10 protein-coding genes, 2 pseudogenes and 1 riboswitch are annotated in these 14,820 nt (G+C 44.0%); of the genes and pseudogenes, 7 read left to right on the top strand and 5 right to left on the bottom strand.

Annotated elements, in window-relative coordinates:
* Positions 1 to 135: 135 nt before the first annotated feature.
* A riboswitch (FMN riboswitch) is annotated at positions 136 to 322 on the bottom strand.
* A gap of 103 nt (positions 323 to 425) precedes the next feature.
* A complete protein-coding gene (locus ACRRS1_RS05125) occupies positions 426 to 2,141 on the bottom strand; it encodes an NAD-dependent malic enzyme (RefSeq protein WP_432454222.1) in 1,716 nt (571 codons plus the stop codon).
* Positions 2,142 to 2,448: 307 nt separating this feature from the next.
* On the opposite strand from ACRRS1_RS05125, the gene ACRRS1_RS05120 reads away from it, so the two are divergent.
* Positions 2,449 to 3,672 (top strand): threonine/serine ThrE exporter family protein, encoded by a 1,224-nt coding sequence (locus tag ACRRS1_RS05120; RefSeq protein ID WP_432468255.1) that lies wholly within the window; start codon positions 2,449 to 2,451, stop codon positions 3,670 to 3,672.
* 91 nt (positions 3,673 to 3,763) lie between these two features.
* On the opposite strand, the pseudogene ACRRS1_RS05115 reads toward ACRRS1_RS05120, so the two are convergent.
* Positions 3,764 to 3,976: pseudogene (locus ACRRS1_RS05115) on the bottom strand (integrase core domain-containing protein); the annotation flags it as partial.
* Positions 3,977 to 4,025: 49 nt separating this feature from the next.
* Positions 4,026 to 5,110, bottom strand: a protein-coding gene (locus ACRRS1_RS05110) for an IS3 family transposase (protein WP_432462919.1) whose coding sequence is annotated in 2 segments (ribosomal slippage) — positions 4,026 to 4,861 and positions 4,861 to 5,110 — 1,086 coding nt in all. Because the reading frame shifts where the segments join, the coding sequence is not laid out codon by codon here.
* A 947-nt stretch (positions 5,111 to 6,057) separates the two neighbouring features.
* On the opposite strand from ACRRS1_RS05110, the gene ACRRS1_RS05105 reads away from it, so the two are divergent.
* Together ACRRS1_RS05105 and ACRRS1_RS05100 are read left to right on the top strand one after the other, a co-directional pair.
* Positions 6,058 to 6,747, top strand: a complete 690-nt coding sequence (locus ACRRS1_RS05105) for a pseudouridine synthase (protein WP_432468256.1) — start codon at positions 6,058 to 6,060, stop codon at positions 6,745 to 6,747.
* Positions 6,748 to 6,944: 197 nt separating this feature from the next.
* Positions 6,945 to 7,709 carry an alpha/beta fold hydrolase gene (locus ACRRS1_RS05100; RefSeq protein ID WP_432468257.1) on the top strand — a complete coding sequence of 255 codons (765 nt, stop codon included), beginning with the start codon at positions 6,945 to 6,947 and terminating at the stop codon, positions 7,707 to 7,709.
* Between the two features lie 486 nt (positions 7,710 to 8,195).
* Here ACRRS1_RS05100 and ACRRS1_RS05095 read toward each other — a convergent pair whose 3' ends face one another.
* A complete protein-coding gene (locus ACRRS1_RS05095) occupies positions 8,196 to 9,176 on the bottom strand; it encodes an integron integrase (protein WP_432468258.1) in 981 nt (326 codons plus the stop codon).
* Positions 9,177 to 9,290: 114 nt separating this feature from the next.
* On the opposite strand from ACRRS1_RS05095, the gene ACRRS1_RS05090 reads away from it, so the two are divergent.
* A complete protein-coding gene (locus ACRRS1_RS05090; RefSeq protein ID WP_432467308.1) occupies positions 9,291 to 10,520 on the top strand; it encodes an ISL3 family transposase in 1,230 nt (409 codons plus the stop codon).
* A 249-nt stretch (positions 10,521 to 10,769) separates the two neighbouring features.
* Positions 10,770 to 11,435, top strand: coding sequence for a RipA family octameric membrane protein (locus ACRRS1_RS05085; protein WP_432468259.1), 666 nt, complete (start codon positions 10,770 to 10,772; stop codon positions 11,433 to 11,435).
* A gap of 75 nt (positions 11,436 to 11,510) precedes the next feature.
* Here ACRRS1_RS05085 and ltrA read toward each other — a convergent pair.
* Positions 11,511 to 12,842 (bottom strand): annotated as a pseudogene (ltrA, locus tag ACRRS1_RS05080) (group II intron reverse transcriptase/maturase).
* A gap of 619 nt (positions 12,843 to 13,461) precedes the next feature.
* On the opposite strand from ltrA, the gene ACRRS1_RS05075 reads away from it, so the two are divergent.
* Entirely contained in the window at positions 13,462 to 13,932 is a 471-nt protein-coding gene (locus ACRRS1_RS05075) for a GNAT family N-acetyltransferase (RefSeq protein ID WP_432463500.1), read from the top strand.
* 26 nt (positions 13,933 to 13,958) lie between these two features.
* Positions 13,959 to 14,420 carry a hypothetical protein gene (locus tag ACRRS1_RS05070; protein ID WP_432468260.1) on the top strand — a complete coding sequence of 154 codons (462 nt, stop codon included), beginning with the start codon at positions 13,959 to 13,961 and terminating at the stop codon, positions 14,418 to 14,420.
* Positions 14,421 to 14,820 lie beyond the last annotated feature (400 nt).

The raw sequence follows: 14,820 nt of genomic DNA, 5'->3' as shown, positions 1-14,820 counted from the left end.
ATTAGGTTTTCCAGAATCAGGGCACGCAGGAATTGAAACATAAAGTGACACTTTATGCTTTTTTATCTAAAGCAGCACCAATCCAACAACACAGCAATAAGCTTACGCTTAGTTGCCGTACTGCAAATACTACTTGTTGATTCTCTTCCATCCGGACTGATTACAGCACAGCTGTAAATTACCGTCGGCTCTGGATTTCGCTTGGGTCATGGACTCAATCGGCACCAGATCTGCTGACCCCAGAATAAACTGAGCGCTCGCGGGCTTTTAAGAAAACTTAACTACCGCCGGTGGGGAATTTCACCCCGCCCTGAGAATGTTCTGGCACAGCGATACCGTGCCAGACGTAATGGTGCACCTAAATTGGCCCAAAAACAAGTAAGGGCCCTAAGGCCCTTACTGATCATGATGAAGAAATTTTTCTACTATACCCGGCGGTAAGGCAGATAAATCGGCTCCCACATATGATCGGCAATTTCACGCTCTATATCTTTGCCACTAAGGCAGCCATCTGGATCGGTCTCTTTAATTTGTTTCAAAATTGCTTTAGCCACAAAACTAGAGACTTCTTTTAACTCTCGCATTCTTGGGAATACACAACCACTGTCTAGATCTTCTTGCGAAACATACTCAGCTAACGCAAACGATGCGGTGGTAAACATTTCCATGGTGATTTTTTTCACCCCAGAAACAATGGTTGCTAAGCCCACAGCAGGGAAAATGAATACGTTGTTTCCCTGACCAATTCGGTAGCGCTGACCATTGTGTTCTACATCATCAAAGGGGCTTCCGGTTGCGACAATGGCTTGGCCATCGGTCCAACGGTAGACTTCTTCGGGCAAGACTTCACAGTTGCTGGTCGGGTTAGACAAAGGAAACACCATTGGCCGCGAAGTATAATCGAGCATTTTCTTCACATGACTTTCTTTAAATGCCCCGCCGACACCACTACAGCCAAGTAACACGGTCACCGCAACGTTATCGATTAGTTCACTTAAACTGGCCTTTCCTGCTTCGGCCAAAGGCCAATCCTCGGCAAAACCAATTGGTTTGGCGTAACGCTTTTTATAATCATCTAAACCTTCGCGGTTATCAAACACCACGCCGCGAGAGTCTAAAATATAAATTCGGTCACGCGCATCTTGATGGCTTAAGCCTTCTTTGAGTAAACCCGCAAAAATTTGATCGGCAACGCCGACCCCACCAGCACCTGCGCCATAAACCGCATACACTTGGTCAGCCAAGGTTTCACCCTTAATTTTGGTTGCACCAATCACCCCTGCCAATACCACCGAACCGGTGCCTTGAATATCGTCATTAAATGAAGGTAATACATCTTCATATTTTGAAAGATTATCGAAGGCATTCGATTTACTAAAATCTTCCCATTGCAAGACGGCTTTAGGAAAATGTAACTTAGTTTGCGCTACAAACTTTTCGATGAAATTTTGGTATTCCTCACCTCGCATCCGCTTCTTCGGCATCCCCAAGTACATAGGGTCTGCCAATAGATCTTGATTATCCGTTCCCACATCAAGAGCCACTGGTAAACAATGCGCAGGATGAATGCCTGCCCCTAAAGTATACAAAGACAACTTGCCAATGGGGATCCCCATACCACCGATGCCTAAATCACCCAAGCCGAGGATCCCTTGACTGTCGGTCACGACAATAATTTTAATTTCTTTGCCGGCAAAATGGCGTGCCATTTCTCCCATGTGATCGATGTTATCTGCGGTCACATATAAACCACGGGCTTTTTGATAGCGATGACTAAATTCTTGACAGGCTTTACCCACGGTTGGGGTATAAATGATCGGCGTCATTTCTTCAACATGGCGTGAAATTAAGGCATAAAACAGGGTTTCGTTGCGATCTTGCAGAGCCCGTAGATATTGATATTTTTCAATATCACTACAAGCACTTAAAAAGCCTTGATAGACTCGCTGCAACTGATCATCGAAAGTTTGTGGCTTGGGAGGTAACAGACCATTTAAGTTAAAGGCTTCTCGCTCTTCGTAGCTAAAGGCGGTACTTTTATTCAAAGTGCGATCGTTCAGTAGTGCGGTTCCAGAAATTGAAACTGGGCGAAATTCGTTACCATTTTCGTCTTTCCAGCGTAAATATTTACCTGTAGGCATGTTGTCCTCCGAGACAGCGCGTAAGAAAAGATAGAACAAAGTTAAATAGTAAATGATCCCACTACATCTGTACGCTATTTCATTCAAAAATCGTCTAAATTTAATCAACTAACAAATAATTTACCGTCCGTGCAGTCCTTTTTGAGATGATTCGCAAGATCAGCGGATGAATATTGAAACAAGGCAGCACTTAGCGGCTAAATCACCTTCAAAGGAAATCAAACTCGATTTAATTAGCCAGTGCTATACACCAATGTGTGCCGACTGATATACAATTAGCCATCTCCACTTTTTAGCAAGCCCCACATTGAAACAATCACTGTTTGAAGTAAAAAGAAACTTCATTATTAAACTTGGCAAAGCTCTGCATAAATATGGCACCCCAGCCTTTCGTTTAGAGTCTCATCTACGAAATGTTGCCGAAACTCTTGGCTTGGACGGCTACTTTTTGGTCACGCCGACCTCACTCACCTTTGTACTTTGGGCGCCCGATGATACCCAAGAATATAATTACGTGATGCGTGTCAAGCCCGGTGAAATCGATTTGGGAATGCTCGCCAGAACCAACCAATTGGTGGAAAAGGTCAGTAACCAACAAATCACGCTCGGCGAAGCGATGGATAGCCTCAACAAATGGGCGCAATTTCCCGAACCCTATCCGCCAATGATCATGCTTGGAGCCTACGCGATTACTGGCGGCGGCTTTGCGATGTTAATGGCTGCCGATTGGCTCACCATTTTATGTGCCAGCCTATTAAGCATTGTCTGTTATTACTTAGCCCGACAGGCAGAACGCTCAGACGATTTTTCAGAAGCCTTAGAACCCGTTGCCGCCTTGGTCTGTTCCTTTGTCGCGGTGTCGCTAGGCCAATTTTTGCCCGAGCTTGATATTGGCATTGTTATCTTATCTTCCATCATCATCCTAATCCCCGGCTTATCGCTTACGCTTGGGCTCACCGAGCTGGCTGCTCGTGAATTAATGTCGGGAACTGCGCGAGTAATGGATGGCAGCATGGTGTTATTTAAACTGTATTTTGGTGCCGTATTAGGGATGGCGATTGGTTCTCTGGTCTGGGGACAAGTAGATTTACATCAATACGCCACCAGCACTTGGTGGATTAAATGGTTGGGAGTTTTGCTGCTCTCTCTTGGCCTAAGCATTGTGTTTAAGATGCGCAATAAAGATATGATTTGGGGCTTATTGTCGGGAGCTATCGCCTATGCATCCGCATTACTTGGCAGTATCTATTTAGGCGACGCCTTAGGCCCCTTCGTGGGCGCTTTCGTGGTGACGCTATATGCCAACTTATTTGCCAAACTCACCAAATCCCCCGCATCAGTGGTACTGCTACAAGGGATTGTGTTGTTAGTCCCAGGTAGCAAAGCCTACCTTAGTTTAAACTCTATGGTATTTGGCGAATCATTGGTCAGTATTCCCAACATCGGCTCACAAACCTTCTTAATTTTCATGTCGATTGTTGGGGGGATCTTATTTGCAAATGTGGCAATTCCGCCACGCAGTTCTTTGTAGCCACACCTTTTAAAACATCACAGAGAGAGGCGCACCACGCCTCTCTCTGATTGGTAATCCTCCCATTATTAACCGCATTTATTCGTAGAATTCATGCTGCCGTTTTTAGTGGTGGGAACCCTCCATTTGCAAGGTGTGGTCGTTGATGATTGTAGAACCATAACCATTGGGTCGCCCGATCTTGAACCTCTTCAAGTGTGTCAAACAAATACTTACTCACTAAGCCAAACCTCATAGTACGGTTGAACCTTTCTATATACGCGTTTTGTTGTGGGTTCCCTGGCTGAATATAATCGATTCGAATGTCGTGGTTGGGTAATCCTCCCATTATTAACCGCATTTATTCGTAGAATTCATGCTGCCGTTTTTAGTGGTGGGAACCCTCCATTTGCAAGGTGTGGTCGTTGATGATTGTAGAACCATAACCATTGGGTCGCCCGATCTTGAACCTCTTCAAGTGTGTCAAACAAATACTTACTCACTAAGCCAAACCTCATAGTACGGTTGAACCTTTCTATATACGCGTTTTGTTGTGGGTTCCCTGGCTGAATATAATCGATTCGAATGTCGTGGTTGTTGGCCCATTTAATAAACGCATGGCTAATGAACTCAGGACCATTGTCGCAGCGGATCGCAACAGGTTTGGTTCGTTGTTCGATGAGCTGCTCTAAGATCCGAGTGACTCGTACTGTGGGCATTGAAAAATCAGGTTCTGACGCCAGACCTTCACGTTTGTAATCATCTATCACATTGAATAAACGGTACTTCCGGCCATCAGATAGCTGATCATGCATAAAGTCCACGGACCAAACTTGGTTTGTTTTAATCGGCTCTTTAAGAGGCTCTGGCGTATGGCGATTCAGGCGTCGTTTTGGCCTAATACGTAAGTTTAGAGCCAATTCGCAGTAGATCCGATAAACCCGCTTATGGTTCCATGTATACCCTTTAACGTTCCGCAAATGGTGAAAACACAGGCCAAAGCCCCAGTCAGAGCAGTCTTCACTGTTGCACAGCGTTACTAACTCTTGAGCTATCAACTCATTCTCAGGTTGAAGCTTCGATTTATAGCGATAGCAGGTCTCGCTGATCCCAAACCAATAGCATGCACTTTTAATGCTGATGTGATAGTTCGCCACCGAACGCTGAGCCATCAATCGACGCTCACAGGGCTTCACCACTTTTTTGCCATCGCCTCTGAGATCACCTCTGCTTTAAGGCGTTCTTCCGCATACATCTTTTTAAGCCGTCGATTTTCATCTTCGAGTTCTTTCATCCGCGCCATAAGGGATGCGTCCATACCACCGTATTTCGAACGCCACTTGTAAAAGGTTGCGTTGCTCATTCCATGCTCACGACAGAGCTCAGGAACAGGTGTACCAGCCTCAGCCTGCTTGAGAATAGATAAGATCTGACTGTCCGTGTAACGTGACTTTTTCATGTTGAATCTCCTGTATTTACTATACGAGAAAATTCTACTTTTGCATGGGATTAATTTTCGGGGGGATTACCCTGCCACTGGCGACTAAAGTACGACCTCTCAATACTTTCCAGCTTGTTTCTGAAGCGTAATTATCAGTCAATAACGACAGATTCAGGCGATGAGCACTGCATGTATCTGCGGCGAACGCTGCTTGCGAAGAAAAAAGTAGTGCGAACAGCAAAGCTCCCCATAAGCGTAATTTTTTCATCTGTTCATCCAATTCCTTGGTTATACCCATCTCACTCATTACCGGTTCATCTTGCTGACCTAAATCAGCGCGAACTGCGTTACATATGTTGTAATTAGAACCACTAGTTACTGTACTTCACGCCAGATTATCGGCAGATTTATTCTGCGCAATAAGTTGCTCATATAATGAATCAGATTGGTATTATTCGAGCCAAGCATTCATACACATTTTAACTGATATTTAATCGTTAAAGCTGGCCCTCGCCACCCCGCAATAGTTTACAAATTGAGTGCGCAAAACTGAGCATGACTTAATGCAATAAGTTTAACGGCGAACCTTTGCAAGCGCGTTTCTGAACAGTGATTGATTCAGTCTGTATATTGACCACTCAAAATTTGAGCATAGCAGCCACCAGAACCTGACCAATCGGTTGACAATTTATTTGCCATGCTCATCACATTTAATTGAGCTTTGGTTGATATCTAGCAGCTATTTTGTAGCGTTTAACAACAAGCTGGCGGTAGCGATACAGACAAGCAATCCGCACATTGCCTAAATCTGCTCGAAGCTCTCTCCTCACCTCGGGATTCTTCACCTTAGGATAAGCCCAGAACAAACATATCAACAAAAACCAATGGAAAAATCAGCCAGAGTATTTGATCATTCGCGAGAGTTCCGGATAATAATCAACTCTCTCGCCTAATCTGTTGTCAATATGCGCCTTGATAAATTTATTTGTAAAAGTACCAACTTAACAAAAATCGAAGCAAGCCAACGGATTCATTTAGGCGAAGTGCGGGTAAATGGTGATATCGCAAACAATGAAGCGACTCAAGTTCATGAAAACAACATCATCCTGTTGAATGGCAACCCGCTCAAAACACGACCTTTTCGTTACATCATGATGCATAAACCCGCGGGAACCATTTGTTCCAACATCGATGAAGTTTATCCATCATTGTTCAACTATTTAGATCTTGAAAACGTCGCCGAACTGCATATTGTGGGACGTTTAGATGTCGATACCACAGGGATGGTTTTAATCAGCGATGATGGACGTTGGTCATTTAATATCACGCGGCCAAGCCAACACTGCAGTAAAGTGTATCGGGTGGGTTTATCAAAAAAAATAACGGAAGACGCCCGCTCTCTGTTTAAAAGAGGCATTCAATTACAAGGGGAACCACAACTCACCCTGCCAGCTCACTTAGAATTAATTACGCCAACCGAGGTGCTGCTAAGCCTCACCGAAGGTAAATTCCATCAGGTAAAACGGATGTTCGCGGCCGTGGGTAACCGAGTGTTGTCTTTACATCGAGAAAAAATTGGCGAAGTTAGCCTAGATATTAAGACTGGGCAATGGCGTGATTTAACAAACGATGAGATCCAATCATTCACCAAGTAAACCCGCCATTTCAAATTACTTCCCAATGCGCCAAGTGCTTAAAATTACTGTTTTAAATCAACGAAATATAGAGTGACAAATCATAAAATAAAGCCTAAACCGCTCACCTATTGTTATACACTCTGAATCCACACGCTTCGCTACGCTTGCCTGCCAATCGACGTTGCATTGACACAACATTCACACTTAGGATTTATATGAACGCTCATTATGATGAACAATATCAAGCCGTTTTGCGATATCACGATATTCCAGGTGAAAAGCTGCCCATTTTATTTATCCATGGCTTAGGCTGCGCTTCATCAAGTGACTACCCCGCCGTGGTTGCGGATCAAAGTCTACTTGGACACCGCTGTATTATGGTTGATTTATTTGGTGCCGGATTTAGCGATCACCCGCCAACATTTGCTTACTCTGTCGAGGCGCATGCCAAAGCGCTACTGGGACTAATTGAAGCCATTAAATTAACTAAATTTGCAGTTTTTGGACATAGTGCTGGCGGGGCAATCGCGGTAACGCTAGCGTCTCTGTGCCAAGAACGAGTGGAAAAAATAGTACTCTCTGAGCCCAATTTAGATACTGGCGGTGGTTTTTTTAGTCAAGGCATCGCTAATCAACCCTTAGCCGATTATTGCGAGCATGGTCATCAGCAACAAATTCAAGATTGTATCTCAAATGACAACCATGTTTGGGCGGGAACAATGCAGGTTGCCAACCCTCGCGCGGTGCATCAACTATCGAGTTCTCTGATGACGGGTTCGATTCCGTCATGGCGACAACAATTGATCGCGTTTCCATGCCCCAAAATGGTACTCTTTGGGGAATACTCATTGCCCGATGATGACTATACCAAGCTTCCTAAAGTGGGCGTTCAAGTGGACGTCATTCCCGAGTCTGGTCACTCCATGTTGTGGGAAAACCCAAGCGCGGTCGCCAAAACAATTGCAAATTTTATTCTTTAAAAACAGTCTTATCCGATACGCTGACGCACTCGAAGCGTCAGCTTAAACCCTCACATCCCAGTTGATCACGCTTTGCGAAACTACTGCAACGTTCACCAGACCAATGCGCAACCAATCTGATTGATTATGTGAGCAACTTATTACGCAACATAAATCTACCGATAACAAGGCATGAAGAGCAGTAACGAGTGACTCTAATTACAAGATACATTACGCAGTTAACGATGATTTAGGCCTGCAAAAATGAACAAATAATGAGTTAGATTAGTATGAGTTGAAGAATGATTACTAACCAATAGTGTTTGTCGAGTTATCGCAACACTAACGTGCTTTTGCCCCATTCCGTGTTACGCCTTCTAACGAACAACGCAATCACCCATGTTTCTTTCCATACCAAAACTAATGGTTTTGAATCAGATTTTACAAGCCAAGTTTAATCACCAGCTAGAATGCAAAAACCTGTTCGATGGTCTTGTCAAAAATCATCTATTTTGCAGCTTGAACCAAGCACTCTAAAGGGCTTTTGACGCCCGTGGTATGACGACCGATAACATGCGTGTAAATCTCAGTCGTTGTTACATCCTGATGGCCAAGTAATTCTTGTATAGTTCTTAAATCAGTCCCTTGTTCTAATAAGTGGGTGGCAAAACTGTGCCTAAAGGTATGGCAACTTGCAGGCTTATTTATACCGGCATTACGCACGGCTTTGGTGACTGCTTTTTGGAGCACACTATGATGAATATGATGGCGTTTGAGCTCACCTGTTCTAGCGTCGATACACAGGCGAGTTGAAGGAAACAAAAACTGCCAAGAAAACGACCGTTGAGAATGTGGATACTTACGGGCTAACGCGTAAGGCATCGTCGTTCCAGCATAATGTAGACTCATATCGTGAGCAAAAACACTTTTGCTCACGAGAATGTTATCGCGAAGCTTTGGGATCAAGTTAGGGGGTAACAAAGTCACGCGATCTTTATTTCCTTTGCCTTGCCGTACGGTGATTGTATTTTGATCAAAATCTAAGTCTTTAATCCGTAATCTCAAGCATTCACTGAGTCTTAGTCCCGAACCGTAAAGCAGTGAAGCCATGATCTGATAATCCGCGGGTAAATTCGCAATCACTTGGCTCACTTCAGCTCGAGTAAAAACTACGGGAATGTTGACTTGTTTTTTCGCGCGTTTCGCCTGAATTCCAATCATTTCGATACGTAGTACTTTGTTATAGAGAAACATTAAGGCATTAAATGCGATGTTTTGAGTCGCCGGAGCGACTTGCCTATCGACCGCTAGATGAGTTAGAAATCGTTCAATATCAGCAGCTCTGAGCTTTGCTGGGTGCTGCTTGTGATTAAAATACAAAAAACGTTTTATCCAATGCCAATAGGTTTGCTCGGTGCGAATACTGTAATGGTGCTGATAAATCGTATTTCTAAATCGCTGCTGGAGCCGCAATGGTGTGTTTGACATGTTGCGCACTTTTTGTCTGTATATATATGGCTCTTCACCGAATGTAGTGGAAACACTTTCAACAAACATTAATGAGCGAGATAATAAGTAAACGTTCATGAATACCTCGCGACCATGCAAGACACGACGCTTTATCAATCTATTCTTGGATTAACTCATCCTTGGGCTGTTTCATCTGTTGAACTCAATGAGTCAACCCAAACCATCACCGTACGCGTTGACTATGACCGAGGTTCATTAACGGCTTGCCCCTCTTGCGGTAAGGCTGTTCGTCGACACGATACTCGGCGGCGGGTTTGGCGACATTTAGATACCTGTCAGTTTGAAACACGTATTGAGGCTGAAGTACCTAGGGCTGATTGCCCCGAGCATGGGGTACAAACACTTCAAGTGCCTTGGGCCACGAGTAAGAGCCGCTACACAGAGCTGTTTGAGGCTCGCGTTATAGAGATGCTTAAAGTCAGTTCATTATACGCGGTGAGTAAAACCTATCGGCTTAGCTGGGGAGCCATTGACCGGATGATGACTCGGGCCGTTCAACGTGGTCTGACAGCCAGAACCACCATCAACTACCAAGACCTGTTGGTCGATGAAACGGCATTTAAGAAAGGCCATGACTATGTCACGGTATTATCCAATCGTGATGGTCAGGTGATATCGGTTGAAGACGGTCGAACAGGCCTGAGCTTATCTGCTTGCTTTAAGGCATTGCCCCCTGAGTCAACAATGGTTACACGTTCCATATCGATGGACATGAGCAGAGCATATATAAACGCAGCATATGACTACTTCGGTGAGCGGGCTAAGCAAATGATAGCCATAGACCATTTTCATATCGCAAAGGTCCTCACTAAAGCGGTTAATGAAGTGAGAAAAAGCGAACTCATGGCGTTGCCCCAGCATTTAAAAAGAGAGTGCCACCAAACACGGTATGGATGGTTAAAACGAAACAGCCACCTACATGGGACATTGAGAGAAAGAGTGAGTGCGCTGGCCAAAATGATGCAAAACACAGGCTTGAGCTGGATATTTAAAGAGCAAGCAAGAGCCATTTGGTATGGCGATGCAGCTAACGCCAAAGCGGCTTGGAATGATTGGTTAGCACTCATAAAGGTCAGTCAAATCAGGCCGATGATGACAGCAGCAGAAACCGTGAAAACGCACTTAAAGGGCATCATCAATGCGATGCGTTATAAGGTATCAAATGGCTTAGCGGAAGCGATAAATGGAAACATTCAGCGCCTAAAAATACGTTCGATGGGTTTTAGAAATAAAGAACGCTTTAAGCGAGCTATTTTATTTCACTTTGGAGGGCTTGATATGACTTTCCACCAAGAACGGTGAAGAGCCATATATATACAGTATTTTTAGTTTCGTTTGCGTCATTTGTCAAAGTAATCAATGATAGAAATGGATCGATGATTGATTGATTCCGAGTAAAAAACTAAGGTAGACAATGGGTTAATATCAAATCATAAATTGATGAGCGAACGTGATGAAGATCATGTTTTTTGTGATAGGACGCGCGCTCATTGAATGGGATAGACCGCACGTGCGGCCTACTTAGCGTTATATGCCAATCGAGAGTATTGAATGAATCAAAATGATTACGATAAAAATTTCGAAACTGATGACTCAAAGTCAAAAAAGCTTAAAGCCGCTTTTGAGCAAGTATCAGATATAAGAAAATTTGAAATAGAGCTTTATTGGAAGCGAGCTACGTATTTTTGGGCATTAATTACGGTCGCATTTGCTGGTTATTTTTCAATACTCGCATCTGAACACATGCCAAACAAATTTTTCTTATCATTAATCGTGTCTTGTGTTGGTTTTGTTTTTACTTTTGCATGGTTTCTTTCAAGTAGAGGAAGTAAGTATTGGCAAGAAAATTGGGAAAATCATTTAGATTTACTGGAAAATAAAGTTACAGGTCCTTTATATAAGACCTTATTAGAGCGGCCTGAGCATTCAAACTTTGTAGAAAAGTATGTGACAGGGCCTATGAGCGTTTCAGTTTCCAAAATAAACCAATGGGTTAGTGTATTTGTAGTTTTCTCATGGCTATCTCTCGCTGCATTTTCAGGCTACAAATCGATCTCTCCATTAGCTATATCAACAGAACAATGGTTATCTTTAAGTGCACACGCCGCAGTAATTTTAGTTGCTCTATTAAGTTGTTTACTGATGTTTGGCTTCGGTAAAACCCACAAAGAAAAGCATTCTCCAAGAGCTGTTGAGAGAGAAACAAAAATTGGCTAGCATATAATCGGGTAGCCGAAGGTATCTAGCCTCCAGCCCCCACAACACCTTGCATGCGGCTCCGCACAGGGCGTTTCACTTAGAATGGTGAAGCTTAATCCATCCATCTCGAAGCGCAAATAGACCTTGGGATGCTAAATAAGCATTCGATAATGCTTGTTGGATCCCCGGTGTTTTCGAGCTTCTCCATGGGCCTTTACTGGTTATGCCACAGGCTACCGCGGCTTGAACATGTACTCCTCTACGCATCAGATTTCTTACTTTGGTTCTCGGTTTTCGCCACTGTCGCCAGTAGGCCATTCGCACTCTGCGCCTTATCCAGTGATCTAGATCTACGCACAGTTGATAGCAATTCGCGATCCCAAAGTAGTTTATCCATCCTCGCAAGTATTGGCTTACTTTAAATAGCTGATAGCCCATCGACACGCCCCAGTTACGGTTTGTTAGACGCCTAATTTGTTGTTTAAAACGGTGTAACGTTTTGGCGTGAATTTGCAGCCGTCCCGCTTTAAAGGTAAACCCTAAGAACTTACTCTTCGCCGTTTTAACCACCTGACTTTTGGCTGTATTAACCACAAGTTTTAAGCGCCGTTGTAAGTATCGACTAATGCTCGTCAGCACCCGTTCGCCCGCACGCTGACTTCTCACCAAAATGATAAAATCATCGGCGTAACGAGCAAACTTGTGCCCTCGCTCTTCCAGCTCTTTGTCTAATGGGTCGAGCATGATATTGGCCAGCAAGGGCGATAATGGTCCCCCTTGCGGTACACCTTCTCGAGTTTGCTGATAGCACTGGTTATGGATAAAACCCGCTCTTAAGTAGTGTCCAATCAGCTTAAGTAAGCGCTTATCTTGCATTCGGTGACCCAGTTTACTCATCAATAAGTCATGATTAACTCGGTCAAAGAATTTAGATAAATCCACATCTACCGCAAAACGTCGGCCTTGCTTGATGATGCTTTGCACTTGTTTCACCGCTTGTTGCCCATTCTTGTTTGGTCTAAATCCAAAGCTGTTCGCTGAGAAGCTAGGGTCAAAGATAGGCGTTAGCACTTGGGCAATGGCTTACTGGATGACACGGTCGAGCACGGTTGGGATCCCCAGTTGGCGTTTACCGCCATCGGGTTTGTCAATCTCCACACGGCGAACCGGTTTAGGCTGATACTGGCCATTACGCAGCGCAGCAGCAACCTGCTTCCAGTGTAGTTTTGCCCAAGAAGGAAATGCATCAATGGACATGTTATCCACTCCAGCAGCCCCTTTATTGGCTCGAACACCTTGCCACGCGAGCTGAATATTCTGCCGCGTTAGCATATGTTCGAATAGATGTTGGCTAAAGGTTGGCTGCGAGTTATTACGCTGAATCGCATCTACGCCGGACGGCGAATGGGTGTTCAAGTTTAACAAGGCTCCTCCTTTATTCTAAGTGTTCAGGCCTTCACCGTGTCCCAACCATTACGATGGGCGTTGGGCTACTATGCCGTCTGCTGACTTCTGCTTAATCACCGTTTGAGTTACCCCAAATAGCGCTATCGTTGTTCATCGTATTTGCTCACTTAAGTTGATGAGAATTAAGTGCCAGGCCTGTTGAACTAGCGGCCAAGCTAGTCAGTTTAACGATCGCCTGTTAAGCAGATCTCCCCAGATAAGAACATGCACTGTCTCTGCACTGCTGCATCATTTACGGTGGCCGTTAGATCACATGGCTTCGTTGTCTTGTGCCAACTCGCCTCCAGCCTACGCCTCATATGATGTTTTTGTTCATCAGCTCGCAGATTTGCGTCCGGCTTCCTTCAGACATTCCCTCACGGTAACGCCCTTGCCATTCGCTAGTAGTTAGCGTTTAATAATCAAAGTGTTATTAAACGGTGACCTTCCTACAGAGGACTTTCACCTCATTAGTTCATGCCCATGTTGGGCGTACACAAGCTGTTTAAACTGATAAAAAACAGTTGGCCATCGCTTCGCGATTATAGCCAACCATTTTTTACAGCTTAACAGGGCGTTAAGTTTCTGGGAGACATTGATGATTATCAGGAAGATGGAAGAGAAGGACCTTGAAGCTGTAAGTACAATTTGCATGGACTCTTTTTTGCAGTCAGTTGCAGGCACATTGTCTGATGAGGGGATTAAAACCTTTTCAAATATCGCTGCGCGCGATGCATTCCTCGATAGGATGAAAGGCGATAACTTGATGCTGGTTACTGAGAACAACAAAAATATCAAAGGTGTCATCGAGTTAAAGGAAGGACGCCATGTTGCGATGCTTTTTGTTAGCCCCGAATCCCAGAAAAGCGGCATTGGAAGAAAGCTGCTTATATCCGCCCTAAATCATGTGAAGGTTGATACTGTTACCGTCAGCGCGTCACTATCTTCAGTGACCGCTTATGAAAATTATGGTTTTGAGTGCAGTGGCGAAGTGGGAGAATCAGCAGGCTTGGTTTATCAGCCTATGGAGCTCAAACTTAACAAGGCAATGCACGCGACAAGCGCGTGATTACGGCGTTAGAATTTAAGGTCAATATGGAAGACTGGCTACACATATCTAAGTTATCAATAACAATAATTGCTGTCGTGGGACTATATTTTGCTAGACAGCAATACTTAGTTAACAAGACAAAAATAAGATTAGATCTCTATGATAGAAGATTTACTATCTACCATTCAGTAGTTACTGTATTTGAAAGTATGTTGTGTGATGAAAAAGTAACCGAAAAAGAATTTTTTAGTTTTGAAAAATCATGCAACGAGGCAAAGTTTTTACTACCAGAGAAAGTTCACAATCAAGTTGTCAAAGCTCACAGTTTGGCTTTTAAATGGAAGCGCTTAAATAGGCAACTCGTTGCCTTTGAGAAAAACAATTTAAGTAGTAAAGGTGTTGATGAAGTCAAAAATGAGATGATAGATTTAGAAGAAGAAATCGAATCATTTATAGAACCTATGACCGCTTCATTTGCAACAGTGCTCAAGTTTGAACAATTCTAATCGGGTAGCCGGAGGTGTCTAACCTCCAGCCCCCACAACACCCTGCATGCGGCTCCGCACAGGGCGTTTCCTGAAAACGGTTAAAATACAACGGCCGATTCGCTCCTTTGCATTCCAATGATGGCTTCTGTTTTTGCGCCATGACTCCTCAGTCCGGTCGGATACGGAGACAATGAGCTGCACAGGCTCCTCATTGATTTTCAGGTTCAGGCCTTCACCATGTCCCAACTATTACACAATAAAGCGGCATTGGGCTCTTTATCTAAAAACGCCGTCTGCTGATAACCGCCATGGAGTGAGTTAAACGATCGCAAGTTAAGCAGATCTCCCCACTCTTTGTTTATAAGAAGTAGAACATGCACTTTCTCTTTTCTCTGCACTGCTGCATCATTTACGGTGG

Source organism: Agarivorans sp. Z349TD_8 (assembly GCF_050870825.2).
GTDB lineage: Bacteria > Pseudomonadota > Gammaproteobacteria > Enterobacterales > Celerinatantimonadaceae > Agarivorans.
Note: the sequence above shows the minus strand (reverse complement) of the source record. Positions and strands in the feature narration are given on the sequence as shown.

Bases quoted from the DNA above. Each gene is read 5' to 3' on its own strand.
- ACRRS1_RS05070 (WP_432468260.1), top strand. From the start codon at position 13,959: ATGGAAGACTGGCTACACATATCTAAGTTATCAATAACAATAATTGCT.
- ACRRS1_RS05090 (WP_432467308.1), top strand. From the start codon at position 9,291: ATGCAAGACACGACGCTTTATCAATCTATTCTTGGATTAACTCATCCT.
- ACRRS1_RS05100 (WP_432468257.1), top strand. From the start codon at position 6,945: ATGAACGCTCATTATGATGAACAATATCAAGCCGTTTTGCGATATCAC.
- ACRRS1_RS05125 (WP_432454222.1), bottom strand. From the start codon at position 2,141: ATGCCTACAGGTAAATATTTACGCTGGAAAGACGAAAATGGTAACGAA.
- ACRRS1_RS05075 (WP_432463500.1), top strand. From the start codon at position 13,462: ATGATTATCAGGAAGATGGAAGAGAAGGACCTTGAAGCTGTAAGTACA.
- ACRRS1_RS05105 (WP_432468256.1), top strand. From the start codon at position 6,058: ATGCGCCTTGATAAATTTATTTGTAAAAGTACCAACTTAACAAAAATC.
- ACRRS1_RS05095 (WP_432468258.1), bottom strand. From the start codon at position 9,176: ATGTCAAACACACCATTGCGGCTCCAGCAGCGATTTAGAAATACGATT.
- ACRRS1_RS05085 (WP_432468259.1), top strand. From the start codon at position 10,770: ATGAATCAAAATGATTACGATAAAAATTTCGAAACTGATGACTCAAAG.